We start from the raw sequence: 26024 nt of genomic DNA, 5'->3' as shown, positions 1-26024 counted from the left end.
ATGCGTGGCTGCGCTGTCGGCGGTGGTGTTCACGCTGAGCGGGTGGCTTGGGCTGTACCTATTGGCCCGTGATCCACGCAAGCCGGTGCTCGTTCTGGCGGCGGTCGGACTGTGCGGCTTCGCACTGGTGGTGGCTCTGGACGCGGTGCGGACAACGAGTGTTGTACACACTGCGTTGCTGAGTCAGATCGAGATCTATCTGGTTGCCATCCCCGGCGTGGCATGGTTTGCCGTGCTCGTCGAACTGTCGCGGCCATCCGATAGCTGGCGGGCACGTACCGGCGAGTTCTTTCTCGTCGGCACGGTCGGCGCACTGACCCTAGTGGGCGCGATGCTGGCTGGCAGCGTCGAGCCACCGCTGCGGGGCGGCCACGTGCTCATGTCCGTGGTGATCTCAACGTCGACCCTAGGCGCCATGGTCGCCGCGCTGCGGCGGCCGAGCCAGCCGGTGTCGGTCGCCCGGAATGGTCTGGGAATCATCATCGTAGCGACGCTGTTCTTCGCCCTCGGCAACGCGATTCTGGTGATTCCCCTGGGCTTGCTGCCCAGCTGGGTGGCGTTGGCCTCGACGGGTCTGGACTTGTTGCTGCTCGGGGTCGCGGTAGCCCTATGGGACGCGTTCGACGAGGGTCAGGCGCTGCGCGCCGACATGCTCCGCTCGTTTGCGGGCACAACGGCGGTAGCGGCACTGTTCGGGGGGCAGGCGCTGATCGGCTTGGCGTTGACCCGCGATGAGGCCACCACGCAGACCGCGCTGACGGTGCTGCTGTTCACCAGCCTCGCGGTGGCGATCATCGTGCAGGTACTGGCCGATCCGCTTGCGGGGTTGCTGGACCGACTTGCATTCTCCCGATCGCCCACCCTGCGAGCCGACCGGGCAACGCTGCGGCACACCGGGGCGGCATTGCCGCTGCGGTCGGATAATCCGCTTGACGGCGTCGACGACGACACCTTCGTTCGGCTTACCCGCCGGGCGCTGGGCCACTACGGTGATCTGACCAAGCTGGTCGCCAGCCCGCTCACCGCGTTGCCGGTGATCGATGAGCGACTGGCCGCCCGCGGCGCTCCGGATCACCCGCTGGAGCGGGCCAATGAACTCAAGGCGGTATTAGCCGACGGCATCGAGCGGCTCAAGCCGCGTGACGCCGGCGACTTCGGAACCACCGAGCAGTGGCGGTACTACAACTCGCTGTACTTTCCGTATGTTGTCGGCGTGCGGGCGTACGCGCAAAACGCCACCGCGTCGGGTTTGGACCCCACCGCCCGGCAAGCCTGGCAGTGGTTGGTCACCGAAGTTCCGCAGCGTTCGTTGCATAACTGGCAAAACGCCGCGGCTCGTCTGATTGCGGCGGACCTGCGGGGGCGGGTCAGCGTCCCCAGCGAGTAACCCGACGAGGATGCGCGCCGGGAATAGCCGGCCGTAGCCCCTGGTCATCCGATACATGGCAGCGATTGGCAGTGCCATGCATCGATCTGGCAGTGCTACGACGGCACTCTCAGAGGTGTTCGACCAAGCCAACGAGGGCCAAGCCAACGAGGAGTGAAGAAATATGACCGCCATCCCCGGCACCGACACCAAGCGCCTGTTCGAAACGAAGCCACTGTATGAATCAAAGGACTCGCTGCTGCGGTTCGCCATGCGCGCGGACGCCACGTTGACCGGGTTGACGGGCTTGGTCGTTGCCGCCGCCGCTGACCCGATTTCCCGGCTCACCGGCTTCACGTCTGGCCAGGAGTACAGCTCGGGCGCCTTTTTCGTGCTCTATGGGCTGGTGGTGTTCGCCCTGGCCGCGTTGCCCCGCGTGCGCCGTGCCGGAATCGCGGTGATCGCGGCAAACCTCGTGTTCACCGTGACAGCGATCGTGGCCGCCGAACTGGTGCCAATGACCACGGCGGGCGTGGTTGTGACGCTGGCCAGTGGTGTGTACACGGCAGTGTTCGCTGGTCTGCAATACCTGGGATTGCGTCGCCTGGCGGCGTAACTCCCCTCCCCGCCGCGCGGGGCGTCGTCGCGACACGTATCGCGGTGCGCCCCGCGTCGGCCTGCCCGCTCGGGGTGGTCGCAGCACGACGTAGAACTACAGCTTGCGCAGCCGCAGCCGGTTGATGGAGTGGTCAGCGTCTTTGCGGAGCACCAGGGTCGCCCTGGGACGGGTCGGCAGGATGTTCTCCACCAGGTTGGGCCGGTTGATTGTCCGCCAGATCTCACGGGCGGCAACGACGGCCTTCGGGTCGGACAGTGCCGAGTAGTGGTGGAAGTGCGATTCCGGGTTGGCGAAGGCCGTAGTACGCATCGCCAAGAACCGCGACACGTACCACTGCTCGATATCTTCGATGCGGGCATCGACATAGAGCGAGAAGTCAAACAGATCGGACACCATGAGGGTCGGGCCCGTCTGCAATACGTTGAGGCCTTCCAGGATCAGGATGTCGGGATGCCGGACCACCTGCTTGGCCCCGCCGATGATGTCGTAGTGCAGGTGCGAATAGACCGGTGCGCATGCGTAGTCCGAACCGGATTTGACCGAAGTGACGAACCGCATCAGTGCCCGGCGGTTGTAACTCTCTGGAAAACCTTTGCGGTGCATGAGATTTCGTTGTTCTAGTTCGGCGTTGGGGTAAAGGAATCCATCGGTTGTGACCAGGTCGACGCGCGGGTGGTGATCCCAGCGAGCCAACAGCGCCTGGAGTACCCGAGCGGTGGTTGACTTGCCAACTGCCACGCTGCCGGCCACCCCGATGATGAACGGCACGGGCCGGTCCGGATTCTGCTGCGGCTCGCCCAGGAACTCCGCGGTGGCGGCGAACAGCCCCTGGCGGGCGGCGACTTGAAGATGGAGCAACCGGGCCAGCGGCAAGTACACCTCTTCGACCTCGAGAAGGTCGATCTGTTCGCCCAGGCCCCGCAGGCCGGTCAATTCTTCTTCGGTGAGGGCCAACGGCGTCGACATGCGCAGCGCACGCCACTGACTTCGGTCGAACTCCACATACGGGCTCGGCTCGCTAAGCCGCGGCATGGCTTCAGTCTGGCAGCCGCGAGAGCGCGCTCGACGGCTGGGGGCTGGGCGTACCAGCAGATCCATTTCGCCACGGCGCGCTCGATACACTGGCGACCGTGACTGCTACCCCTGACGCGCGCACCGGCGCTTCCGTAATGTCCGCCCCACTCGCCGAGATCGACCCGGATATCGCCGAGATGCTGGACAAGGAGCTTGCCCGGCAACGCGACACCCTGGAGATGATCGCCTCGGAGAACTTCGTGCCGCGAGCTGTGCTGCAGGCCCAGGGCAGCGTGCTGACCAACAAGTACGCCGAGGGTCTGCCGGGACGGCGCTACTACGGCGGTTGCGAGCACGTCGACGTAGTGGAAAACATTGCCCGCGACCGGGCCAAGGAGCTCTTCGGCGCCGAGTTCGCCAACGTGCAGCCACACTCGGGTGCGCAGGCCAACGCCGCGGTGTTGCACGCGTTGATGTCGCCGGGTGAGCGGCTCCTGGGCCTCGACCTCGCCAATGGCGGTCATCTGACTCACGGGATGCGGCTGAACTTCTCGGGCAAGTTGTATGAGAACGGCTTTTACGGCGTCGACCCGACAACGCATCTGATCGACATGGACGCGGTGCGGGCTACCGCACTCGAGTTCCGCCCGCACGTGATCATCGCCGGCTGGTCTGCCTACCCCCGGGTTCTCGACTTCGCGGCGTTTCGAGCGATCGCGGACGAAGTCGGCGCCAAGCTGTTCGTGGACATGGCACATTTCGCGGGCTTGGTGGCCACGGGCATACACCCATCGCCGGTGCCGCACGCGGATGTGGTGTCGACCACTGTGCACAAGACCCTCGGTGGCGCGCGTTCCGGGTTGATCGTGGGCAAAAAGGAGTATGCCAAGATCATTAATTCCGCGGTTTTCCCCGGCCAACAGGGCGGACCGCTCATGCACGTGATCGCCGGCAAGGCGGTCGCGCTGAAGATCGCCGCCACGCCTGAATTTGCCGAGCGGCAACAGCGCACGGTATCTGGTGCCAGGCTCATCGCCGATCGACTAATGGCTCCCGATGTCGCGAAGGCCGGAGTATCGGTGGTCAGCGGCGGCACCGACGTTCACCTTGTCCTGGTTGACCTGAGAAATTCTCCGCTCGACGGCCAGGCCGCCGAGGACCTGCTCCATGAGGTCGGGATTACGGTCAACCGCAACGCGGTCCCCAACGATCCGCGGCCGCCGATGGTGACCTCGGGGCTGCGGGTGGGAACATCCGCGCTGGCTACCCGTGGGTTCGGTGACGCTGAATTCAGCGAGGTTGCCGACATCATTGCCACTGCGCTCGCCGCTGGCGAATCGGCATCCGGGGTGGATGTGCCGGCGTTGCGCCAGCGGGTGACCCGGCTGGCCAGAGACTTCCCGCTCTACGAGGGGCTCGAGGACTGGAGTCTGGTCGGTCGCTAGCGAGGCAGGCGGATCGCGACACGGGAACGCGGGATTTCGCGAAACCTGTGTATGCGGGTTACAGTTACCGCATGGCACAGAAACCTGTAGCTAATGCGCTGACTCTCGAACTCGAGCCCGTGGTTGAGCAGAACATGGACCGCCACCTGGGCACCGAGGACCTCTGGTTCGCTCACGACTACGTTCCGTTCGACCAGGGTGAGAACTTCGCGTTCCTCGGCGGACGCGATTGGGATCCCTCCCAGGCGACGCTGCCCCGGACGATCACCGACGCTTGCGAGATCCTGCTTATCCTCAAGGACAACCTGGCCGGCTATCACCGCGAGCTCGTTGAGCACTTCATTCTTGAGGACTGGTGGGGCCGCTGGCTCGGCCGCTGGACCGCGGAGGAGCATCTGCACGCCATAGCGCTGCGTGAATACCTGGTCGTGACCAGGGAGGTTGATCCGACCGCCAACGAGAACGTTCGGGTGCAGCACGTGATGAAGGGTTACCGCGCCGACAAGTACACGCAGGTCGAGACCCTGGCGCACATGGCCTTGCTGGAGGGCTGCCACGCCGTCTATTCGCGCAATCTGGCCGCGCAGATCGAAGAGCCGATTCTGGCTGGGCTCATCGACCGGATTGCCAAGGACGAAGCCCGCCACGAGGAGTTCTTCGCCAACCTGGTCACGCATTGCCTCGGCTACACCCGCGAGGAGACGATCGCCGCGATTGCCGCCCGCGCCGCCGACCTCGCTGTCCTCGGTGCCGACATCGAGGCCTATCAGGACAAGGTGCAGAAGGTGGCCGATGCGGGAATCTTCGACCAGGCAGCGCTGCGCCAGGTGATTTCCGACCGCATCACCGCTTGGGAATTGGCCGACGAGCCACAGCTGAAGCACTTCGTCACCGGCTAGCGGATTCTTGGCCAGGAGCGTCTGGCATGTCTGGTCCGGGTCTCGGCGCGCCTGCTCTGCGGGGATGCCGCTAGCGGAGTAGCGTCGCAGTCGATGGCCAGCGACGTGCTCTGCTGCCAGGGCGGCACCTTTCGTCAGGACTACTGTCATGACACAGGAAGGACCGGCCCCGGTCCTGGCGCCGCCATTCCCGCCGACATGCCCGTGTGGGTCCGCGCGGGCATCATTCGCTCGAGGAGCGTTCAGTGAACGATACCCGCACGTATGTGCTCGACACCTCGGTACTGCTATCCGACCCCTGGGCTTGCAGTCGGTTCGCCGAGCACGATGTGGTGGTGCCGCTGGTGGTGATCAGCGAATTGGAGGCGAAGCGCCACCACCACGAGCTGGGGTGGTTCGCTCGGCAGGCGTTGCGGCTGTTCGACGATCTCCGGTTGGAGCACGGACGGCTGGATCAGCCCATTCCGGTTGGCGCCCAGGGCGGTTCGCTTCACGTTGAGCTCAACCACACGGATCCGGCGGTACTGCCCGCGGGCTTTCGCACCGATAGCAACGATTCCCGGATCTTGAGCTGCGCCGCCAACCTCGCTGCCGAGGGTAAGCGGGTCACCTTGGTCAGCAAGGACATCCCGCTTCGTGTGAAGGCGGCGGCAGTGGGTTTGGCCGCCGACGAGTATCACGCGCAGGACGTCATCGCTTCCGGCTGGTCGGGGATGGACGAGATCGAGACCTCTGCAGAGGACATCGACGCGCTGTTCTCCGATGGCGAGATCGACCTGGTCGAAGCTCGGGACCTGCCCTGTCACACTGGAATTCGGTTACTGGGTGGCAGTTCACATGCGCTGGGCCGGGTCACGCCGGCCAAACGTGTTCAGCTGGTCCGCGGTGATCGTGAAGTGTTCGGTCTGCGGGGCCGCTCCGCCGAGCAGCGGGTGGCGCTCGAGCTGTTGTTGGACGAGTCAGTGGGTATCGTCTCGCTGGGCGGCAAAGCGGGCACCGGCAAGTCCGCGTTGGCGTTGTGTGCGGGTCTGGAAGCTGTGTTGGAACGCCGAACCCACCGCAAGGTGGTGGTTTTCCGTCCGCTGTATGCCGTCGGTGGTCAGGAGCTGGGTTACCTGCCCGGTAGCGAGAGCGACAAGATGGGTCCCTGGGCGCAGGCGGTTTTCGACACGCTCGAGGGGCTCGCGAGCCCGGCGGTGCTCGAGGAAGTGCTTTCTCGGGGCATGCTTGAGGTGCTGCCGCTGACGCACATCCGCGGGCGGTCGCTGCACGACTCGTTCGTCGTCGTCGACGAGGCGCAGTCACTGGAGCGCAACGTGCTGCTGACGGTGCTGTCCCGGTTGGGCACGGGGTCGCGGGTGGTCTTGACCCACGACATCGGGCAGCGCGACAACCTGCGGGTTGGCCGCCATGACGGGGTTGCCGCGGTGATCGAGAAGCTCAAAGGGCACCCACTGTTCGCGCATATCACGCTGCTGCGCAGTGAGCGCTCGCCGATCGCGGCGCTGGTCACCGAGATGCTGGAGGAGATCAAAGGGCCGCATTGACAGACCTTAGTCGGGCCGTGGGACTGCTCGACGGTTGGGTTTGCGCTGGTAGTGGGTACGGCGCCGTTCGCTAGACTCTCTTAGTGCGGAAACAAGCCGATACTCAGACCTGGCGTTACTGGCGCACGGTTATCGGCATCGTCGTAGCCGGCGCGGTACTGGTAGTGGGCGGCTTGACCGGGCGCGTTACCCGTGCCGACAACCTGAGCTGTGCGGTCGTCAAATGTGTCGCGCTGACATTTGACGACGGGCCGGGTCCGTACACCGACCGGCTGCTGCACATTCTCACGGAGAACAATGCCAAGGCCACCTTCTTTCTGATCGGCAACAAAGTGGCCGCCAACCCGGCGGGCGCGCAGCGCATCGCGGACGCCGGGATGGAAATAGGCAGCCACACGTGGGAACACCCGAACATGACGACTATTCCGCCCGCGGAGATCGCCGGCCAGTTTTCTCGGGCCAACGACGCGATTGCCGCCGCGACGGGCCGGACGCCGACGTTGTACCGCCCGGCCGGCGGGTTGTCCAACGATGCGGTTCGCGAAGCCGCCAGCCGGTTTGGACAAGCCGAAATACTCTGGGATGTCATTCCTTTCGACTGGGCCAATGATTCCGATACGGGGGCCACGCGGTACATGCTGATGACCTACATCAAGCCGGGCTCGGTGGTGCTGTTCCACGACACGTACTCCAGCACCGTCGACCTTGTCTACCAATTCATCCCAGTGCTCAAGGCCAACGGCTACCGGCTGGTGACTGTCAGCGAGCTGCTCGGGCCACGGGCACCGGGCAGCAGTTACGGCGGCCGGGAAAACGGGCCGCCTGCCAACGAACTCCATGACATCCCGCCCGGCCAGATCCCTGGGTTGCCCAATACACCGTCGCCCACGCCGATGCCCAACTTGGTCATCACCGACATTCCAGGGCAGAACTCTGGTGGGCCGAATAACGGTGCCTAGCGCGCGCCTGCGACCCGCAGGGCTACCTTGTTAGCGTGACCAAGGCGGCCGCGACGGGCACTGGGCCCCGACTGAGCGCTCGCGTGCTGTCGATTCAGTACGGGATCGCCCTCGCCCTGGCCTACGTTCTCTCCGTTATTGCGGCGTCGGCCATCTTGATCCCTCTCAGGAACGAGGCATCTGCCACGGCCAACACGGACTTCGCGGCAAAGAACACGGTGACGGTGGTGGTGCTGGTCGTGCTGGGCACCCTCACCGTGACGCTAAGCGGTGTGCTGATCCTTGCCCCGATCCTGCGGTGGTATGTCGCTGGGGCCGAACCGACTCCGGATCAGGCGGAGGCGGCGATAAAACTCGGTGGCCGTCAATCGGTGATCCTCGCGGTGACCTGGGCGGTGTGCGGCGGAGCTCTCCTGCTGTTGAATCTCGATCAAGGAGCCGCCCTGTTGGTCCCCGTGGTGCTGGGTGTGGTGTTCGGAGGCGCCGCCGCCGCGGGTACGGGCCTAGTCCTCGCGCAACATACGTTGCGGCCGATCATGGCCGCGGCCACCCGAGGCGCCGAACCGCGCCTAAAGGTACCGGGAGTTTTTGCACGCCTGGTTCTGCTCTGGTTTCTGTGTAGCGCACTTCCCATCGCGATCATCGCTGCCTTCGTGGTGCTGCGTTCGTACGGCTGGCTCATCGAGAAGTCCGCATCGCTGGACGTGCCAGTCTTGATGGTCTCGCTGGCGGCGGTGATCCTCGGGCTGCCGGTCATGATTCTGACCTCGCGTTCTATTTCGGATCCAGTCGGCGAGGTCGTCGACGCGATGGCCGAGGTCGAGCGCGGCAACATCGTTTCGTACGTCGGGGTATACGAGCGGTCCCAAATCGGGCGACTGCAAACCGGATTCAACCGGATGGTGACCGGGCTCGCCGAACGCGACCGATTACACGATCTCTTCGGGCGTCACGTCGGAGCCGATGTCGCGCGCCGCGCGATCGACGAGGGTGCCTCGCTTTCGGGTGACGTCGTCGACGCGGCGGTCCTGTATATCGATCTGGTGGGCTCCACGAAGCTTGCGGAAAGTCGTCCGCCGCAAGAGGTTGCCGAGGTGCTCAACGACTTCTTCCGGATCGTCGTCGGCGTGGTCGATGAACATCGCGGACTGATCAACAAATTCGAAGGCGACGCCGCGCTCGTCGTGTTCGGCGCTCCGCTGTGGACGGACGAACCGGCGTCGGCGGCGCTTGCGGCAGCACGAGCATTGGGCGTCCAGCTGAGCCAGCTTGCGGCTGTCGATTTTGGTATTGGCGTCTCGGCGGGTCGGGTGTTCTCGGGCGATATCGGCGCCGAAAATCGCTATGAATACACGGTGATTGGCGACGCGGTCAACGAGGCCGCGCGGTTGGCCGATCTTGCCAAGACCTCGGACCGCCGAATCCTGTGTTCGGCGGCGGCCATTGTCCGCGCCGACACTGCCGAGCAGAAGCGATGGACCGGATCCTATTCCACGGTGCTGCGCGGCCGATCGGAGGCCACCCACGTATCGGCGCCGGTAGCTGACCCCTAGAGGCGCTAGCGCGGCTGCCTCATGATGCGACTCGCAGCGCTTCGATCACCCCGTCGACGACAGCCGCGGAATCAGCGTCACCGATGGGTGTGGCAGCCATGAAAATGGTGACCGGTTTGGTATCGACCGCGATGATGGTGACGGAGTCGCCCTTCACCTTGCGTGCGGCTGCGTCGCCGATCGTGATATCGGCGTCCACCCGGGCGGCCCTGACTCCGTCGATTGTGACCGACGATGTCGTCATCGGGCCCAGAGTGGGCGACGACTGCGCGTAGCCTGGGCCGTCGGCTACGCATTGCATCAGCGTCGATGCCTGCTCGGCGAGGTCCATGCTGGCCACGAAGTTGGTGATGGCCACTTCGGCCTGCATCATCCACTGGTCGGCACCGGGCACTTCTTGGCCGACCCCCACCGCGTCGATCAGGTTGGGGTTCACGTCGTCGGCGAACACCATCCATCCCGGTGCCGCTGTGACGGGAAACCAGAGCTCGCCCGCGCTGATCGTGCCACCGCCGGGTTGGTCGCCCCCGGACACGTTGGGGGTGCAGCCCGTGGCCGTCTGCGCAGAGTTCTTCGGCTGCGACGTTGGGGGTCCGGTCGTCGACGAGAGACCCGATGGGCCAGGCCCCACGGGACTTGCCGGGGTCGACTTGTTGTAGTTGAGCCCGATGACCACGATCACCACGAGCAAGATGACACCCACCACCGCGATCCCGGCGATGATCAGCCAGGGCGTCTTCGAGCCCGGTCCCTTCGGCGGTGGCCCAGGGGAGTAGGGTCCTGGCGGCCAACCGGGGGGAGGTTGCTGACCGCTCTGCGGGAACTGTTGGTACGGGTATCCGCCGGCGCCGTAGGGACCCGTGCCGGGCTGCGGGTTTCCGTACGGACCGCCCGGGGGGTACGGTTGGGGACCACCCTGCTGGCCGCCCCAATTGGGTTGCTGTCCAGGATCGTAGGGACCGCCACCGGGGGGAGCCGTCATTGCTGAATCACCCTCACTCGCGGCGTGCCGCGCGGCCGCTGCGCTCGCTCTTGCGGGACTTGCCAGACCAGGATGGCACCGACGCGTGCGATCGGCCAACGCGGGGGCGGCAACATGAGCGCTGTCAGCGTTACCTTGACCACCGGTGAGTGGCGGGCCGCCTAGTCGCCTGGCTCTACCTTGGCCATGGCGAGGACGTCGAGGCGGCGGTCCAGCTCTTCGAGGGACAACGCGTCGCCGATCAGGCCCCGGTCGATGACGGTCTGGCGGATTGTCTTGCGTTCTTTGAGTGCCTGTTTGGCCACCGCCGCCGCTTCCTCGTAGCCGATGGCGGAGTTCAGCGGTGTCACGATCGACGGTGAAGACTCGGCGAGCTCGCGTAGATGGTCGACGTTCGCCGTGAGCCCAGCGATGCAGCGCGCGGCGAACAGCTTCGACACGTTGGTCAACAGGGTGAACGACTCGAGAATGTTGCGAGCCATCATCGGAATGTAGACGTTGAGTTCAAAGGCGCCGTTGGCGCCGCCAAAGGCGACCGCGGCGTCATTGCCGATCACCTGCGCGGCAACCTGGGTAACCGCCTCGGGCAGAACCGGATTCACTTTGCCGGGCATGATCGAGCTGCCGGGCTGCAGGTCTGGCAGTTGGATTTCGGCCAACCCGGTCAGCGGGCCCGATCCCATCCAGCGGATGTCGTTGGCGATCTTGGTCAGCGACACCGCGACCGTGCGCAACGCGCCGGAGGCTTCCACCAGACCGTCGCGAGCCGCCTGCGCCTCGAAAGAATTTGCCGCCGTGCGGAGTTCGGACAAACCGGTCCGTTCAACAAGCACCGCGACCACCCTGACGCCGAAACCTTCCGGGGCGTTGAGGCCGGTCCCCACCGCGGTGCCGCCTATCGCCAGCTCGCCCAGCCGGCGCAGGCACGCGCGCACCCTTTCTATGCCCGCCTCGATCTGGCGGGCATACCCGCTGAACTCCTGGCCCAGCGTTACCGGAACGGCGTCCATCAGGTGGGTGCGGCCCGACTTGACGACCGTGTGCCAGTCGAGAGCCTTCGCCGCCAGGGCGTCGTGCAGCACCTGCAGCGCCGGGATGAGATGACTCACCGCGGCCTCGGTAGCGGCTATGTGGGTGGCTGTCGGGAAGGTGTCGTTGGACGACTGCGACATGTTGACGTCGTCGTTGGGATGCACCGTGACCCCGTTCGCGGCCGCGATGCTCGCGATCACCTCGTTGGTGTTCATGTTGGAGCTGGTGCCCGAACCGGTCTGGAAGACGTCGATCGGGAACTGGTCGTCGTGTTGGCCATCGGCGATCTCGCCGGCTGCAGCGATGATCGCGTCGGCCTTGTCCGCTGCCAACAGCCCGAGGTCTTTGTTCACCTGAGCGCACGCGCCTTTCAGCAGACCCAGCGCGCGGATCTGCGTGCGCTCCAGGCCTCGGCCCGAAATCGGGAAGTTCTCCACCGCGCGCTGGGTTTGCGCACGCCACAACGCTTTTGCCGGTACCCGCACCTCGCCCATGGTGTCGTGCTCGATGCGGTATTCGGTGTCCGTCGGATTAGTGGAGACACTGTCTGCCATGGAAGTGGGTTCCTTGCTGTGTTGAGGATGTGTGGTGTCGCGCCCTAGGGCAGGGGATAGGCGGCCGTGCTGTCACCGGTGAAGTCGATGGCCGAGTATTCGTCGAGCTTCGAAAGCCGGTGATAGGCCTCGATCATCCGGACAGTGCCCGACTTGGACCGCATCACGATCGACTGGGTAGTGCAGCCACCGGGGTAGTAGCGCACCCCCTTGAGCAGGTCGCCGTCGGTGACGCCGGTGGCGCAGAAGAAGACATTGTCGCCGGACACCAGATCTTCGGTAGTCAAGACCTGGTTGAGGTCGTAGCCGGCGTCGCGCGCTTTGCTGCGCTCGGCATCATCCTTGGGTGCTAGCTGCGCCTGGATCGCTCCGCCCATGCAACGGATCGCTGCCGCGGCAATGATGCCTTCCGGGGTGCCGCCGATACCGGCCAGCATGTCGGTGCCCGACTCGGGCCGACACGCCGAGATCGCGCCGGCGACATCGCCGTCGGTGATGAGTCGGATCCGTGCCCCGGTTGCCCGGACCTCTGCGATCAGCTGCGCGTGCCGGGGCCGGTCGAGAATACACACGGTCATGTCCGGCACCGACAAGCCCAGGACCCTGGCGACCGCCCGGACGTTGTCGGCGATCGGCGCGGTGATGTCCAGCACGTGTGCGGCGTCGGGTCCGACGGCGATCTTGTTCATGTAGAACACTGCCGACGGGTCGAACATTGCGCCCCGGTCGGCGACCGCCAGCACCGAGATGGCATTGGGCATGCCCTTGCTCATCAGCGTGGTGCCATCGATCGGGTCGACGGCAAAGTCGCAGTTGGGGCCGTCGCCGTTGCCCACCTCTTCGCCGTTGTACAGCATCGGCGCATCATCTTTTTCGCCCTCGCCGATGACCACCACGCCGCGCATCGACACCGAGTTCACCAGTTCGCGGATCGCGTCGACCGCCGCGGCGTCGCCGCCTTCCTTGTCGCCACGGCCCACCCAGCGGCCCGCGGCCATGGCGCCGGCCTCGGTGACCCGCACCAATTCCATAGCCAGGTTGCGGTCTGGAGCTTCCCCGCGCGCCCGGGCCTGCGACGGGCCGCGACCGGCAACGGCGACCGGCGACGAACCGGATCCCTGAGCTGTCATGGTTGGTGATTGTCCCAGAAGCAGGTCGATGACCTGGAGCTGGGATACTGGCCTGCATACTGGCGGGGTGACGAGCGCGGAGCCACAGCCGACCCCCAAGCCAGCCAAGCCACGGTTGCTCCAGGACGGTCGCGACATGTTCTGGTCTCTCGCGCCGCTGGTGATTGGGTGCATCGTGCTGGCAGGCATGGTCGGGATGTGCTCATTTCAGCCGGGTCGGACGAACGAAGGGCCGGTCCCGGCCTACGACGCCGCGGCGGCCCTGCGGGCAGACGCGCAGACGCTAGGGTTCCCGATCCGGCTGCCCAGGCTGCCGGCCGGCTGGCAACCCAACTCCGGTGGCCGAGGGGGTATCGAGAATGGGCGAACGGACCCGGCCACCGGTCAGCGGCTCAACGCCGCGACATCGATCGTCGGCTACATCAGCCCGACCGGGATGTACGTGAGCCTGACCCAGAGCAATGCCGACGAAGACAAGCTGGTCGGCTCGATTCACTCGCCCCAAGCGGCGATGTACCCGAGCGGTTCGGTCGACGTAGCCGGTACCGACTGGGTGGTCTACCAGGGCGCCGACGACAGTGGGGCGACCGTCGAGCCGGTGTGGACCACCAGCCTCGGCAGTACGCGTGGACCCACTCAGATCGCGATCACCGGCGCGGGCAGTGCCGACCAGTTCCGCACGCTGGCATCGGCGACGCAATCGCAATCACCCCTGCCGGCAGGCCGATAGAGCCGAGAGAAAGGACATCTCATGAACGGACCCGAAGCCGACCTCACCGGGTGGAACTGTGAGCCCTTTACCGGTGGTGGTTACACCCACGACGTCTATCGCAAGGGGGCGGGCCCGGGCGTGGTGCTGATTCCGGAGATCCCGGGCATCCATCCCGGCGTGCTGGCCTTGGGGAATCACCTGGTAGACAACGGGTTCACCGTCGCGATTCCGTCGCTGTTCGGCAAGCCCGGCAAGCCGGTGTCGCCCGGATATATGGCCCAATCCCTCACGCGCGCCTGTGTAGCAAGGGAATTTGCGGCGTTTGCCACCAACAAGGCGCGTCCGGTGTCGATGTTCCTGCGGGCACTCGCACGAGACCTCAACGCGTCGACGCCCGGTAGCGGCGTCGGTGTGATTGGCCAATGCTTCACCGGGGGTTTCGCGTTGGCAGCCGCCGTCGACGACATCGTGCTGGCGCCGGTGCTCAGCCAGCCTTCGGTGCCGTTGCCGATGACCCCGGCACAGCGTCGCGATCCCGGGTTGAGTGAATCCGAGTTGACCATCGTCGCTGACCGCTGCACCGACGAGGGTTTGTGCGCGCTGGGATTGCGGTTCAGCGAGGACAAGATGGCTCCGGGACAGCGGTTCGAGACGCTCAAACGGCGGCTGGGTGACGCATTCGAGGTGATCGAGATCGACTCGAGCCCCGGCAACGAGCACGGCTTCGGCCGGATGGCGCACTCGGTGCTGACTGAGGAGGTCCGGGAGGTGGACGGCCAGCCCGCCTACGAAGCCCGCAAGCGGATGGTCGAGTTCCTTACTGAGCGGCTGGTTCGGCAGTAGCTGGCGGGTTTACCTTCCCGCGCGGCAGCCATCTGCGCCAAACGGGTTGTTCGGGTTTGTCGTTCGGTTCTTCGTCCTGCTCGAGTTCAACGCCCTTATACACGGCGAGGTAGACGTCGATGGTCGTCACGATGACGATCATCAGCACTGGACCGATGACGATGCCCCACGGCCCGAACATCGCGATACCCGCGAACACCGACAGCAGCATGAGCGCGGAATTCAGCCGGGCATCGCGCGGTACGAGAATCGGTCGCAGAACGTTGTCGATGTTGGTGACCACCAGGAGATGCCAGATGACCACGAACGCACCGCCGGCGATGTTGCCGTAGAGGATCATCCCGATGCCAAACGGAATGGTGACGATACCGCTACCCAGCGGGATGATCGACAGCGCGGTAAGCAAAATAGCGAAAATGAAGAAACCATGGTGGAATCCGGCGACGTAGATTGATGCGGCGCCGGCGACACCTTGACATAGCGCGATCACGAACTGGCCGCTGACCGTGCCGTGCACCATGGAACCCATCTTTTTCAGATACAGATCGGTGACTTCTTCTCCGAGTGGGTTGAGCTGGCCGATCAGTGTCCGCATTTTTTGGCGGTTCACCAGCAGTGCGACAAAGACGTACAAAAATATGATGGCCGACGCGATCGCGCCGGGGATACTCCCTGCCGCGTCCTGCAAGAAATACAGCAGCCCCTTGCCGACGGTTTGTGCCACGGAAATCATCGCGTTGCGCAGCGTCTCCGCGGTCACCGTCGTGTGGAGGAACGGCACTCGAGCCGCCACGTCATTGACCACGCGCAGAACTTGGTCGCCAAGCTGGCTTGGATCGGTCGTCTGCACCCAATCGGCGACGTTGTCGACCATGCGGGCAATCTGAACGACCGCCAGTACCACCAACAGTCCGACCGGGACGATAACGATGGCCATCGCCGACAACAGGGTGGCGGCGGCCGACAAGCCCGTGTTGAGGCGCTTGTGGAACCAATTGAAGAGCGGGGTGAATAGGTACGCCGCAACGGCGGCCACCACGATAAGGACGAAATAGCCACGCAGGAAGTACGCACCGAACAGCAGGGCGATCGCCGTGAATACGGCCAGGGCGCGCTTCTGGGTGAGCGTGAACTCGGTGTTCATGCGGGAACGGTCACCCTCCACTTCGATGATGCGCGGGTGTTGAGCGCAACCCTAGCCGCCAGTGGTGTGCCAGTCATGCGGTGATTGGCGGGCCACTAGCCTAGGGCAACGTAGGCAAACGGGAGTTCACGAGCATGGCAACTGACAAATGTGTGGTCGAAACCAGCTACGGGCCGGTCCGGGGCACCGACGGAGGCTTAACAGGGGGCGGGTTCAGGGCTGTGAAAGCCTGGAAGGGCATTCGGTATGCCGCGCCGCCCCTGGGTGACCTGCGTTTCCGGGCGCCGGAGCCGCCGGAGCCTTGGGCCGCGGTCGCCGACGCCACATCCTTCGGGCCGGCCTGCCCGCAACCGGCGATTCCCAACATGCCGCTCGACTTGGGGGCGCCGCAGAGCGAGGACTGTTTGCGTCTGAACATCTGGGCGTCAGCCGATACCGAGCCTGGTGACCGCAAGCCCGTGCTGGTGTGGCTGCACGGGGGCGCCTACATCATGGGATCCGGCAGTCAGCCGCTCTACGACGGCCGCAGGCTGGCGAGCAGCGGCAACGTGGTCGTGGTGACGGTCAACTATCGGCTTGGATCGCTTGGCTTTCTTGACCTGTCGTCGTTCAACACCGCGCGGCGGCGGTTCGACTCGAATATCGGGCTGCGTGACGTGCTGGCCGCGTTGGGTTGGGTGCGCGACAACATTGCGGTGTTTGGCGGCGATCCGGAGAAGGTCACGCTGTTCGGTGAATCTGCGGGCGCGGGAATCATCACGACCCTGCTCGCTACCCCGGCAGCTGCGGGTCTGTTCGCCGGCGCGATCGCGCAGAGCTCACCGGCTACCTCGGTGTACGACCACGGCAGGGCTCGGCGGGTCGCCGTATGTGTCCTGGACAAGCTGGGAATTCCCGCATCCGACGCGGACAGGTTGCGTGAAATGCCGACCTCGGCAATCCTCGCCGCGTCCAACGAGGTGTTCAACGAAGTGCCGGTCCGTAACCCCGGCACGTTGGCGTTCGTGCCGATCGTCGACGGTGAGCTGCTGCCCGACTACCCGGTCAAGCTGGCGCGGGAGGGCCGCTCGCACCCGGTTCCGTTGATCATCGGCACCAACAAGCACGAGGCCGCGCTGTTCCGGCTGCTGAGGTCGCCGCTGATGCCGATCACTCCGCGCGCGATCACGTCGATGTTCACCCAGATTGCCGCCGAGCAGCCGGACTTGCAATTGCCAACCGAGGAGCAGATCGGGTCGGCTTACTCCCAAATGCGGCGCAAAGCACGGCCACTGAGTATTGCTACCGATGTCGGCTTCCGGATGCCGTCGGTGTGGCTGGCGGAGGGGCACAGCCAGGTGGCGCCGGTGTATCTGTACCGGTTCGACTACTCGGCTCCACTGTTGAAACTGCTGTTGGTCCGGGCCGCCCACGGTACCGAGTTGCCCTATGTCTGGGGCAATCTCGGAGGCCCTCAGGACCCAACATTGAAGCTGGGCGGCGCCAAAGCCGCCAAAGCGGTCTCGGAGAGAGTACGGACGCGGTGGATCAATTTCGCCACGTGGGCCAATCCCACGGGTCCCGATGGTGAGCCAGCCTGGCCGTGTTACGAGGGGTCCCATCGCGCCTGCCTGATTATCGGCAAGAGCGACGCTGTCGTGCGCGACGTCGACGCGCACATTCGGGCCGCCTGGGGCGGCGAGGTGGTGAGTTTCCGGTGATGCATTGATGAAGAGTTTGCGCATTTTGGCGTCTACCTGCGGACGGACGCCCCTTGGGCAAACCTCAATGCTATGCCGGATAGCGGTCTGACCGCCAATTGTCTAAACCACGTCGGGTATGCGGGATAAAGGTGCTACGACGACAATCTCCCGTCGGAGCCGGGATCCGCGCCGACACGGGCGGCCCGGAACAACCGGTCGGGTTCTGGGCAGCACACAAGCACGGCGATGTCTATGCGCCATTGCTTCTAGGATTGAACGACGCCTATCGGGATCGCGACATTCACCGCGTGACGCTGCTTCATTGCGTTCGCCGAGCCTGCGAACTTTCACTGCGCAAGCTCCGGATGGGTATGGACGCCGAACTCGAGAAGCGCCGCTTCGGCGCAAGCAGCGAGCGGATCTGCATGTATGTGCGGACTAGCGATGACTATGCCGGGGCACTCCTCGGCGAGGCTGTTGCCAAGGTGGCCACCGACCGACAGATCCACCAAGCCGCCACATGAGTTGGCGGGTTTGCCGGTCTATTTTGCTTGGGCCTCTTTTTTCATCTGGTGGAAAAGGTCCACGTAGTACGGCAGACATTCGGCGAGGGCCTGTTCGGTGGTGAACAGGGGCTCGTAGTTGAGGTCGCGGCGCGCCTTAGCGATCGAGAAGTAGTTGTCCAGGTACAGTCGCTCGATCGCCAGCGGCTCGAGTAGCGGTTCGGGAAAGCCGAACTGGAAATGCAGCCGCTGCCACAGCGTCATGATCCAGCGGACCAAACGGCCGGAAACCCGCATCCGCGGCCATTTTTCCCCGCAGGCCTCGACGACCGGCCGGGCGAACTCGAACATGTTGACCGGCTCGGCGTCGTTGATGAAGTAGGCCTGACCGGGCGCGCTGCCACCGGGCACCAGATGCTCGCCGGCCAGGATGAAACCGTGAATCAGGTTGTGCACGTAGGAGTTATCCAACAACGCCGACTTGCGTCCAACCAGGACTTTGACATGGCCATCGATCACACTTTCAAACAGCCTGCGGAACATCGTCTGATCGCCAGTGCCCCAGATCCCGCTAGGCCGGATCGCGCAGGTCAGCATGCCCTCAACACCGTTTTGCCCCAAGACGAATTGCTCAGCGGCCACCTTGGTTTCGGTGTAGAGGTCATTGAACCGGGTGGTGTAGGGCATTGTCTCGTCGCCGCCCGCGATGTTTTGGCCGCCCATCACCACACTGTTAGATGCGGTGTAGACGAATCGCTTCACCCCGGCCTTCCGTCCGGCATACACCAGATTCTCGGTGCCGCCCAGATTCACTGAGAAGCTGCGCTGCCGGTATTCCTCGGTGACCGACGCCCCGCCCATCAAGTCGATCACCGCCGCCGTGTGGATGATCGTGTCGATGCCGTCGACCGCCTTGGCGCAGACCGCCTCATCGGTGATGTCGCCCTGCAGCACCTCCAGCTTGGGGTGTGCGGGCAGCGGCGAGGGGGCGCGGTCGAAGGAGCGTACCCGGTGTCCACGCTCGAGCAACGTGCTGACCAGGTTGGCGCCGACGAAGCCCGCGCCGCCGGTAACCAGGACGCTGCCAAGTTCGGTTGTCAGTGATGCATCACCCATGCGGGCGAGCATAGCTAATACGCGTTCCAATTTGGGTGAGAACTTGCGTCCGAACGAGCGATGGCCAGCCTGCGTCAGTTTGCCTCAGTGTCAGAATCCTCGCCGCCAGCCAGCACATCCGTCACCCGTTGGCGCGCGCCAGCTAAGTGCTCCTCGCACCGTTTGGCGAGTTGCTCTCCCCTTTCCCAGAGCTGCAGCGACGCATCAAGGTCCAGCCCGCCCTGTTCCAGAAGTCGCACCACCTCAATTAGCTCATCTCGGCAAACTTCGTAGCCGAGCTGACTAATAGGCGTAGCGGACTGTGGTGGATCAGGGCCGTCGACGGCGTTGTCATCAAGGGCCATCGCTACGTCCTTCGCTGGTTGCCGCGATGGCGCCGTCGGCGACTCGCACCCGCAACCTGGTGCCGGCCGGCGCATCGTCAATCGACCGCAACACCGTCGTGGGTGCGCTGGCCGGTCCAGGAAACGTCTGAACCACGGCATATCCGCGGGCGAGTGTCGCGGCCGGGCCCAATGCTGTCAGTCGCGCTGACAGGTGTCCGACGCGTTCGGTCTCGGTGGCGACCAATCGGGTGATGTCGCGCCGGAGCGCCGTGCGGGCTCGCTGAATCCCGTCGGCGCGCGCCGTGAGTGCCTGGAGCGGGTCGGCCAGGACCGGGCGGCCACGCAACTGGGCGAGCACCCGTTGCTCGCGGGATACCCAATTGCGCAGCGCCTGGGCGCTGCGCCGGCGCAACTCATTGAGCTGTTGTCGTTCGCTGGCAATGTCGGGGACCGCTTTCTTGGCCGCGTCGGTGGGTGTGGCCGCCCGTACGTCCGCGACCAGGTCGCAGAGCGGGTTGTCGGGCTCGTGGCCAACCGCGCTGATCACCGGTGTGCGGCACGCCGAGATCGCGCGGCACAACGTCTCGTCGGAGAACGGCAGCAGATCCTCGACGCTGCCGCCGCCGCGGGCCAGCACGATCACGTCGACATCGGGGTGCTCGTCGAGGTCGCGCAGCGCCTCGACGATGTGCACGACGGCGTTGGGCCCCTGTACGGCGGTGTTCCGAATCGCGAAACGCACTGCAGGCCAGCGGTCGGTGGCCACCGTCGTCACATCACGTTCGGCGGCGCTCGCACGGCCGGTGATAAGCCCAATCATGTTGGGCAGGAAAGGGATCGGTCGCTTAAGCCGCGGGTGGAAGAGACCCTCGGCGTCCAGGAGTCGCCGCAGCCGATCGATGCGGGCGAGCAGTTCGCCTATTCCGACTGCACGAATCTCACTGAGCCGCAAGGAAAATGTTCCGCGTCCGGTATAGAACGAAGGCTTGCCGCACACGACCACCTGCGTGCCTTCGGCCAATTTCACCGGTGCGCCCAGCACCAATTCGCGCGAACATGTTGCAGACAGCGACATGTCGGCCGCCGGGTCACGCAGCACCATGAACACCGTCTTGGCGCCGGGTCGCATCGTGATCTGCGCCAATTGCCCCTCTACCCACACGGTGCCCAATTTGTCGATCCAGCCGGCGACGCGGATGGCTACCGCGCGAACCGGGAAGGGGTTCTCGGCCGAGTTGCCCATTGAGTTCAAGCTACGCCGGAAACGGGCTACTTCGCCGACGCGCGGGTGATCCTGTTGGCCAGCAGCGTCTGAAACGGGGCTCGGGCCTTGGTGGCCTGCTCGTAGGCCAGCAGCGCCTCGAGGTCGGCGACATCGAGCGTTTGTAGCCGGGCCCGCAGCTGGGCCAGGGTCAGCGCCGAGTAGTCGAGTTCGGCCGCCACGGCGGGGGCAGCGACGGTCGAGTCGGAGGTCGACTTCTTCCGTTGCCTGGCGGGCGCCGGTTTCGTTGGGCGGTCGGCAGCCGAAGCGTCGGCGGAGTCGGCCGTATCGGACACCGAGTACAAGGCGAAGCGTCCTTCGGACCGACGGTCGCTATCGATCGGGTCGGCACCTGCGGAGCCAGGCAACGGAATCGAAGGCCCGTCGAACGCATCGGGCAAATCCTCGTCGAACGTTGCCCACTCCGGCTGTTCGTCCTTCGGCGGAAACAGCGTCTCCAAAGTACTGTCTCCCTTGACCGCCAGGTCAGCCAGGTTTTGCTGAAATAGCATCACCAGGTGCGCGGCCTGGCTGGCCAGCGTCATCGGGTACATCAAGATGGTTCGTGGTAGCTTCATCGTCTCCTCGACCGCGACTGTGGCCGCGCCCACCAATAGCCGAAGCCCATACGGTGCAGAACCCATGCGTTCAAGACTGCCTGAAGCGGCGGCGAACTCCAAGCCGACTACCCTGAAACCATGGCGCCAACTGTCGACATGGGATTACCCGGGGCTTCCAAGTCTGGGAGTTCGACAGTCGACGAACCGAACCGCAAACGTGTGCTGCTGGCCGAGCCGCGCGGTTACTGCGCGGGCGTCGATCGGGCCGTTGAAACCGTCGAACGCGCGCTGGAGAAGCACGGACCTCCCGTCTACGTGCGCCATGAGATCGTGCACAACCGGCACGTGGTGGACACCCTGGCCAAGGCCGGCGCGGTATTCGTAGAGGAGACCCACGAGGTTCCCGAGGGGGCCATCGTGGTGTTCTCTGCGCATGGGGTGGCACCGACGGTGTACGCGGCGGCGGCCGAACGTAACTTGCAGACCATCGACGCCACGTGCCCGCTGGTCACCAAGGTGCACAACGAAGCCAAGCGCTTCGCCCGTGCGGACTATGACATCCTGCTGATCGGTCACGAAGGCCACGAGGAAGTTGTCGGCACCGCCGGCGAAGCTCCCGATCATGTCCAGCTGGTCGACGGGGTGGATTCGGTGCAGCATGTCACGGTTCGTGATGAGGACAAGGTGGTCTGGTTGTCGCAGACCACCTTGTCTGTCGACGAGACCATGGAGATCGTCGAGCTACTGCGGCGTCGTTTCCCGAAGCTCCAAGACCCACCCAGTGACGACATCTGCTATGCCACGCAGAACCGCCAGGTTGCAGTCAAGGCGATGGCACCCGAGTGCGAACTGGTGATCGTCGTCGGCTCCCGCAACTCGTCCAACTCGGTGCGACTGGTTGAGGTCGCGCTCGATGCCGGGTCACGCGCCGCCTACTTGGTCGACTGGGCCGAGGACATCGACCGGGCGTGGTTGGCGGACGTCACTACGGTGGGCGTCACGTCGGGCGCGTCGGTCCCCGAGGTGCTGGTGCGGGGTGTGCTGGAACGGCTCGCCGACTATGGCTACGAGGTGGTGCAGCCGGTGACGACCGCCAACGAGACGTTGGTGTTCGCCTTGCCCCGGGAGATCCGGCCACCTCGCTGAGGGATTGGGCGGGCCGTCTCAGTCGTCATAGTCCCACGATTCCGGCTGTGGTCTGCGTGGTGTTCGCGGGCGGCTCCGTCGATTCTGGCTTCGTTCGTTTCGCGGCTCATCGCGGTACGTGTCCCGGCGCTCCTCCTGCGGTGGCGATTTCCGGTAGCGGACCTGCGAGATCGGGTGGTGCCCCGGATTCGGGTTGTCGGGCCAGGATGTGGCGTGCCGGCCCGACGGTTCATACGGGGGCTGGTATGGCTCGTAAGGGGGTTCATGGGCCGCCCCGTAGCGCTCGTACGGGTTGAAGCGCTGTGCCGGCCCGTAATTCTGCGGCCGCTCGTGTGTCTCGTTGGGATCGAAGCGGCCCCTGCGTGGCGCGGGACGCTCGTAGGGGCCACGCCGTTGCGGGTCTCGACGCACGTGCCGGGGTGGTTGCATGCCCAGGTTCGGATCGGTCGGCGGCCCGGCGGGGCGGCCGCGCCGGCGGGGTGGGTCGGAAGGGTCAACGTCGTGGTGCCGACGCGGACGCTCGCCCCTTGGTTGGTGCTTATCCTCAGCGGGCGGCCGGGTGTGCCGGGAGCGGGTCCGTGCGGGCCGTTCGTCCGGCCGGCTGCCGCGGGCCGTTCGACGCGTTGAAGGGCGATGGCCCTTGGCATGAGCCGGTGGTGGCTCGGTGGTCTGGGCCTCGTCGGAGCTGTCGTCGGAAAAATCGGCCCACAGCGACCGCAGTTTTGTAACCACCCCGCTGACAGCCGACCGTGGCGTGGTGCCCGCGCCGGCGGTATCGTCGGTGGACTTCGCGACCGCCCCGGTGCGGTGTGTCATTCCGAAATACCATCTGAACAGCCCGATCAGCAGCACCACACCAGCAGTGCCCAGCATGAGAGGGAACCGCTCGATAAGCGGGTAGCCGCAGTTGATCAACAGGTCTTTGAGTTTGTCGATCTTGCTCCTGTGGAACAGCCAATAGGCGCCGGGAACGGCGAAGAAGAGTATCAGTGGCGGCTGGATGACCGCGGTGAACACGGCCGCTTGCCGTACCGCCAGCACCGCCGCGAGGCAACCGCCTATGTAGAAGGCGGCGAAGACGTGGGTCAACTCTTTGTGACCCGAACCTGCGTCGATTGCATAACCCACGGCAGTAGCGGTCATGGCGATGAGCACGGCACCCCACGACGGCACACCGGGGATGTTGGGGTGGATCGAGCGGTGACCGGTCTGTACCGCCGACCTCGCCCGCTGCGCTGACACACGTTGACCGTACCGGCAATAGGCCGAAAGACGCGTAAATGCCTGGCCAATGACCACTGGCGTGCCATGCACCGGCCTCGCCGGTGATACCGGCGGACGGCCCGGCGCCCGCCACCGGCGCCGGGCCCTAAACTTGGCTCTCTGTGAGCTTGAGCCTGGGAATCGTGGGTCTGCCCAACGTCGGCAAGTCGACTCTGTTCAACGCGCTGACTCGGAACGACGTGGTGGCGGCCAACTATCCGTTCGCAACGATCGAACCGAATGAGGGTGTCGTTGCACTGCCCGATCCGCGCCTGGACAGCCTCGCTGAGCTCTTCGGATCGGAGCGCATCGTCGCCGCACCAGTAACCTTCGTCGACATCGCTGGCCTGGTCGCCGGTGCATCCGAGGGCGCCGGCCTTGGCAACAAGTTCCTGGCCCACATCCGCGAATGCGACGCCATCTGCCAGGTGGTGCGGGTGTTCGCCGACGGCGACGTGACGCACGTCGCCGGACGGATCGATCCCAGGTCCGATATCGAGGTCATCGAGACCGAGCTGATCCTGGCCGATCTACAAACCCTGGAACGCGCCGTCGGCCGCCTGGAGAAAGAGGCTCGTAATAATAAGGAACGCAAGCCGGTGTATGAGGCGGCATTGGCCGCCCAGCAGCTGCTTGACGGCGGCACGACGCTCTTTGCCGCCGGCGTGGACGCCTCGCCGCTGCGGGAGTTGAACCTGCTGACCACCAAGCCATTCTTGTATGTGTTCAACGCCGACGAGGCAGTGCTGACCGACGACGCGCGCGTTGCCGAGTTGCGCGCGCTCGTTGCGCCTGCGGACGCGGTCTTTTTGGACGCCGCCATCGAGTCGGAGCTGGCCGAACTCGACGACGAGTCGGCCGGTGAGCTGCTGGCATCGATCGGTCAGACTGAGCGCGGCCTCGACGCTCTGGCCAGAGCGGGTTTTCACACCCTGGCGTTGCAGACCTTTCTTACGGCCGGCCCCAAGGAGGCGCGGGCCTGGACGATCCATCAGGGCGACACCGCGCCGACGGCGGCCGGGGTGATCCACACCGACTTCGAAAAGGGCTTCATCAAGGCTGAGATCGTGTCCTACGACGACCTGATCGCCGCGGGATCCATGGCGGCCGCGAAGGCGGCCGGCAAGGTCCGGATGGAGGGCAAGGAATACGTCATGGCCGACGGCGATGTCGTGGAGTTCCGTTTCCACACGGCCTCCGGCGGAAAGGCGGGTCGCTAGCCGAACTCGTGGACGCGGGTTGCGAGCGGGTGCGGATTCGCATCGCGTCGCGAGTCGCTATCGCCCATCACGGCAGTTCCCAACTACGATCTGTACCCTGTTCGACGGCCGTTTAGTGCGCTCGTGCAACGATTTAATAAAGCAGGTTAGCCGAATAGAATTTAATTCGTTGCATTTTATATGCGATTATGTAATGTTGCCGGCGTACATGGGCAAACATGATATTCAGACCCCCGGTGATAAGCGACACAAATTTTGATTTGGCACTTATTCCATTGATAGCGTTCCGGCCCATGATTGGTATTGCAGCGCTGTTGGCGCTCATTAATCAGGTTTCCGGAACTCCGTATATTCCGGGCGGAGATTCTCCGGCCGGAACCGACTGCTCCGGGCTGGCATCGTGGATATCGAATGCGGCGACTGACCGTCCGGTTTTCGGGGATAGATTCAATACCGGGAACGAAGAAGCCGCGTTGATGGCGCGTGGCTTCCACTACGGAACTGCTCCCAACGCCTTGGTGATCGGTTGGAACGGTGGCCACACGGCGGTGACCCTGCCCGATGGGACCCCGGTGTCCAGTGGTGAAGGTGGCGGTGTGCGCATCGGTGGTGGGGGCGCCTACCAGCCGCAATTCACCCACCACATGTTCTTGCCGATGGATCCTGCAGGTCTGGTCGTAGACGCGCCGCCGCTGGGTCCGCCTCCTATGGATCCGCCGCCTCCGGGTGCTCCCGCCCTCGATGTGCCGCCTCCGGGTGCTCCTGCCCCGGATGCGCCGCCACCAGGTGCTCCCGCCTTGGATGCGCCGCCTCCGGGTGCTCCTGCCGTGGATGTGCCGCCCCCGGGCGGGCCTCCCGCGTTGGCTGATGAGCCTGCCCCGGAACTACCCATTCCGGCCCCCGATGTGGACCCTGCTGACGCACCCGAAATTACAAATGCGTAACGGCTCGAGCTAGCGAAGTAGTGAGCTCTGCAACAAAAACAAATTGCGGCGCAGGTCACATTAATCTCGCGTGCCTCGATTGCCACGGCCGGCCCGTCAAGAATGAGTATGACATGCATCACAATCTCGTGCGGGCATGGCTGCCTCAATTTGTCACGCTGTGACCGCGTTTTTCGCGCCGGAGTTCGTCCGGATTATTCCTGA

24 protein-coding genes are annotated in these 26024 nt (G+C 64.8%); 14 read left to right on the top strand and 10 right to left on the bottom strand.

What is annotated here, in order from left to right; all coding sequences use genetic code 11:
* Nucleotides 1–4 precede the first annotated feature (4 nt).
* Nucleotides 5–1387 carry a hypothetical protein gene (locus F6B93_RS17510; protein WP_211696211.1) on the top strand — a complete coding sequence of 461 codons (1383 nt, stop codon included), beginning with the start codon at nt 5–7 and terminating at the stop codon, nt 1385–1387.
* 163 nt (nt 1388–1550) lie between these two features.
* Nucleotides 1551–1982: a hypothetical protein gene (locus F6B93_RS17505; protein ID WP_211696210.1), complete on the top strand. Its 432-nt coding sequence runs from the start codon at nt 1551–1553 to the stop codon at nt 1980–1982.
* A 96-nt stretch (nt 1983–2078) separates the two neighbouring features.
* Here the strand turns inward: F6B93_RS17505 and coaA are convergent, their stop codons facing one another.
* Nucleotides 2079–3017, bottom strand: coding sequence for a type I pantothenate kinase (coaA, locus tag F6B93_RS17500; RefSeq protein ID WP_211696209.1), 939 nt, complete (start codon nt 3015–3017; stop codon nt 2079–2081).
* 137 nt (nt 3018–3154) lie between these two features.
* Here coaA and glyA point away from each other — a divergent pair, with 137 nt between their 5' ends.
* The 5 genes from glyA to F6B93_RS17475 all read left to right on the top strand — a co-directional run bounded on the left by glyA (nt 3155) and on the right by F6B93_RS17475 (nt 9402).
* The gene (gene glyA, locus F6B93_RS17495) at nt 3155–4444 is read left to right on the top strand and encodes a serine hydroxymethyltransferase (protein ID WP_211699574.1); all 1290 of its coding nucleotides are present in this window, start codon (nt 3155–3157) and stop codon (nt 4442–4444) included.
* A gap of 71 nt (nt 4445–4515) precedes the next feature.
* Nucleotides 4516–5343, top strand: a complete 828-nt coding sequence (locus tag F6B93_RS17490) for an acyl-ACP desaturase (RefSeq protein WP_211699573.1) — start codon at nt 4516–4518, stop codon at nt 5341–5343.
* A gap of 245 nt (nt 5344–5588) precedes the next feature.
* On the top strand, nt 5589–6890 hold the full coding sequence (phoH2, locus tag F6B93_RS17485; RefSeq protein ID WP_211696208.1) for an RNA 5'-3' helicase PhoH2: 1302 nt from the start codon (nt 5589–5591) through the stop codon (nt 6888–6890).
* 83 nt (nt 6891–6973) lie between these two features.
* Nucleotides 6974–7849, top strand: coding sequence for a polysaccharide deacetylase family protein (locus F6B93_RS17480; protein WP_211696207.1), 876 nt, complete (start codon nt 6974–6976; stop codon nt 7847–7849).
* Between the two features lie 86 nt (nt 7850–7935).
* Nucleotides 7936–9402 carry an adenylate/guanylate cyclase domain-containing protein gene (locus F6B93_RS17475; RefSeq protein ID WP_211699572.1) on the top strand — a complete coding sequence of 489 codons (1467 nt, stop codon included), beginning with the start codon at nt 7936–7938 and terminating at the stop codon, nt 9400–9402.
* A gap of 19 nt (nt 9403–9421) precedes the next feature.
* Here the strand turns inward: F6B93_RS17475 and F6B93_RS17470 are convergent, their stop codons facing one another.
* From F6B93_RS17470 to glpX, 3 genes are all read right to left on the bottom strand, one after another.
* Nucleotides 9422–10384 (bottom strand): hypothetical protein, encoded by a 963-nt coding sequence (locus F6B93_RS17470; RefSeq protein ID WP_211696206.1) that lies wholly within the window; start codon nt 10382–10384, stop codon nt 9422–9424.
* Between the two features lie 161 nt (nt 10385–10545).
* Nucleotides 10546–11970: a class II fumarate hydratase gene (locus tag F6B93_RS17465; protein WP_211696205.1), complete on the bottom strand. Its 1425-nt coding sequence runs from the start codon at nt 11968–11970 to the stop codon at nt 10546–10548.
* A gap of 44 nt (nt 11971–12014) precedes the next feature.
* A complete protein-coding gene (glpX, locus tag F6B93_RS17460; protein WP_211696204.1) occupies nt 12015–13100 on the bottom strand; it encodes a class II fructose-bisphosphatase in 1086 nt (361 codons plus the stop codon).
* Nucleotides 13101–13128: 28 nt separating this feature from the next.
* Between glpX and F6B93_RS17455 the strand changes: the two genes are divergently transcribed.
* The gene (locus F6B93_RS17455; RefSeq protein ID WP_211696203.1) at nt 13129–13830 is read left to right on the top strand and encodes a DUF4245 domain-containing protein; all 702 of its coding nucleotides are present in this window, start codon (nt 13129–13131) and stop codon (nt 13828–13830) included.
* Nucleotides 13831–13851: 21 nt separating this feature from the next.
* Complete coding sequence (locus F6B93_RS17450) at nt 13852–14655, top strand: dienelactone hydrolase family protein (protein ID WP_211696202.1); 804 nt, start codon at nt 13852–13854, stop codon at nt 14653–14655.
* On the opposite strand, the gene F6B93_RS17445 is transcribed toward F6B93_RS17450, so the two are convergent.
* Complete coding sequence (locus tag F6B93_RS17445; RefSeq protein WP_211696201.1) at nt 14630–15799, bottom strand: AI-2E family transporter; 1170 nt, start codon at nt 15797–15799, stop codon at nt 14630–14632. The genes F6B93_RS17450 and F6B93_RS17445 overlap by 26 nt on opposite strands.
* Nucleotides 15800–15933: 134 nt before the next feature.
* On the opposite strand from F6B93_RS17445, the gene F6B93_RS17440 reads away from it, so the two are divergent.
* The gene (locus F6B93_RS17440) at nt 15934–17499 is read left to right on the top strand and encodes a carboxylesterase/lipase family protein (protein WP_211696200.1); all 1566 of its coding nucleotides are present in this window, start codon (nt 15934–15936) and stop codon (nt 17497–17499) included.
* 131 nt (nt 17500–17630) lie between these two features.
* Nucleotides 17631–18005, top strand: a complete 375-nt coding sequence (locus tag F6B93_RS17435; RefSeq protein ID WP_246540825.1) for a GNAT family N-acetyltransferase — start codon at nt 17631–17633, stop codon at nt 18003–18005.
* 18 nt (nt 18006–18023) lie between these two features.
* Here F6B93_RS17435 and F6B93_RS17430 read toward each other — a convergent pair whose 3' ends face one another.
* The 4 genes from F6B93_RS17430 to F6B93_RS17415 all read right to left on the bottom strand — a co-directional run bounded on the left by F6B93_RS17430 (nt 18024) and on the right by F6B93_RS17415 (nt 21331).
* Nucleotides 18024–19112, bottom strand: a complete 1089-nt coding sequence (locus F6B93_RS17430; protein WP_211696198.1) for a 3-beta-hydroxysteroid dehydrogenase — start codon at nt 19110–19112, stop codon at nt 18024–18026.
* A 62-nt stretch (nt 19113–19174) separates the two neighbouring features.
* The gene (locus tag F6B93_RS17425) at nt 19175–19444 is read right to left on the bottom strand and encodes an exodeoxyribonuclease VII small subunit (protein WP_211696197.1); all 270 of its coding nucleotides are present in this window, start codon (nt 19442–19444) and stop codon (nt 19175–19177) included.
* Complete coding sequence (xseA, locus tag F6B93_RS17420) at nt 19434–20669, bottom strand: exodeoxyribonuclease VII large subunit (RefSeq protein ID WP_211696196.1); 1236 nt, start codon at nt 20667–20669, stop codon at nt 19434–19436. Before xseA ends, F6B93_RS17425 begins: the two co-directional genes overlap by 11 nt.
* Before the next feature lie 26 nt (nt 20670–20695).
* Nucleotides 20696–21331: a lipid droplet-associated protein gene (locus F6B93_RS17415; protein ID WP_211696195.1), complete on the bottom strand. Its 636-nt coding sequence runs from the start codon at nt 21329–21331 to the stop codon at nt 20696–20698.
* A gap of 54 nt (nt 21332–21385) precedes the next feature.
* Between F6B93_RS17415 and F6B93_RS17410 the strand changes: the two genes are divergently transcribed.
* Nucleotides 21386–22393: a 4-hydroxy-3-methylbut-2-enyl diphosphate reductase gene (locus F6B93_RS17410; RefSeq protein ID WP_211696194.1), complete on the top strand. Its 1008-nt coding sequence runs from the start codon at nt 21386–21388 to the stop codon at nt 22391–22393.
* A gap of 18 nt (nt 22394–22411) precedes the next feature.
* On the opposite strand, the gene F6B93_RS17405 is transcribed toward F6B93_RS17410, so the two are convergent.
* Entirely contained in the window at nt 22412–23635 is a 1224-nt protein-coding gene (locus F6B93_RS17405) for a DUF6542 domain-containing protein (protein ID WP_211696193.1), read from the bottom strand.
* A gap of 143 nt (nt 23636–23778) precedes the next feature.
* Here F6B93_RS17405 and ychF point away from each other — a divergent pair, with 143 nt between their 5' ends.
* Both ychF and F6B93_RS23070 read left to right on the top strand, forming a co-directional pair.
* Nucleotides 23779–24876: a redox-regulated ATPase YchF gene (gene ychF, locus F6B93_RS17400; protein ID WP_211696192.1), complete on the top strand. Its 1098-nt coding sequence runs from the start codon at nt 23779–23781 to the stop codon at nt 24874–24876.
* Between the two features lie 236 nt (nt 24877–25112).
* Nucleotides 25113–25820 carry a peptidoglycan endopeptidase gene (locus tag F6B93_RS23070; protein WP_425518565.1) on the top strand — a complete coding sequence of 236 codons (708 nt, stop codon included), beginning with the start codon at nt 25113–25115 and terminating at the stop codon, nt 25818–25820.
* The last annotated feature ends 204 nt before the right edge of the window (nt 25821–26024 follow it).

The sequence above is a fragment of the Mycobacterium spongiae genome, from assembly GCF_018278905.1.
In the GTDB taxonomy this organism is placed as follows: Bacteria; Actinomycetota; Actinomycetes; order Mycobacteriales; family Mycobacteriaceae; genus Mycobacterium; species Mycobacterium spongiae.
The sequence above is the reverse complement of the archived record's forward strand: the minus strand, read 5'-3'. Positions and strand labels throughout refer to the sequence as shown.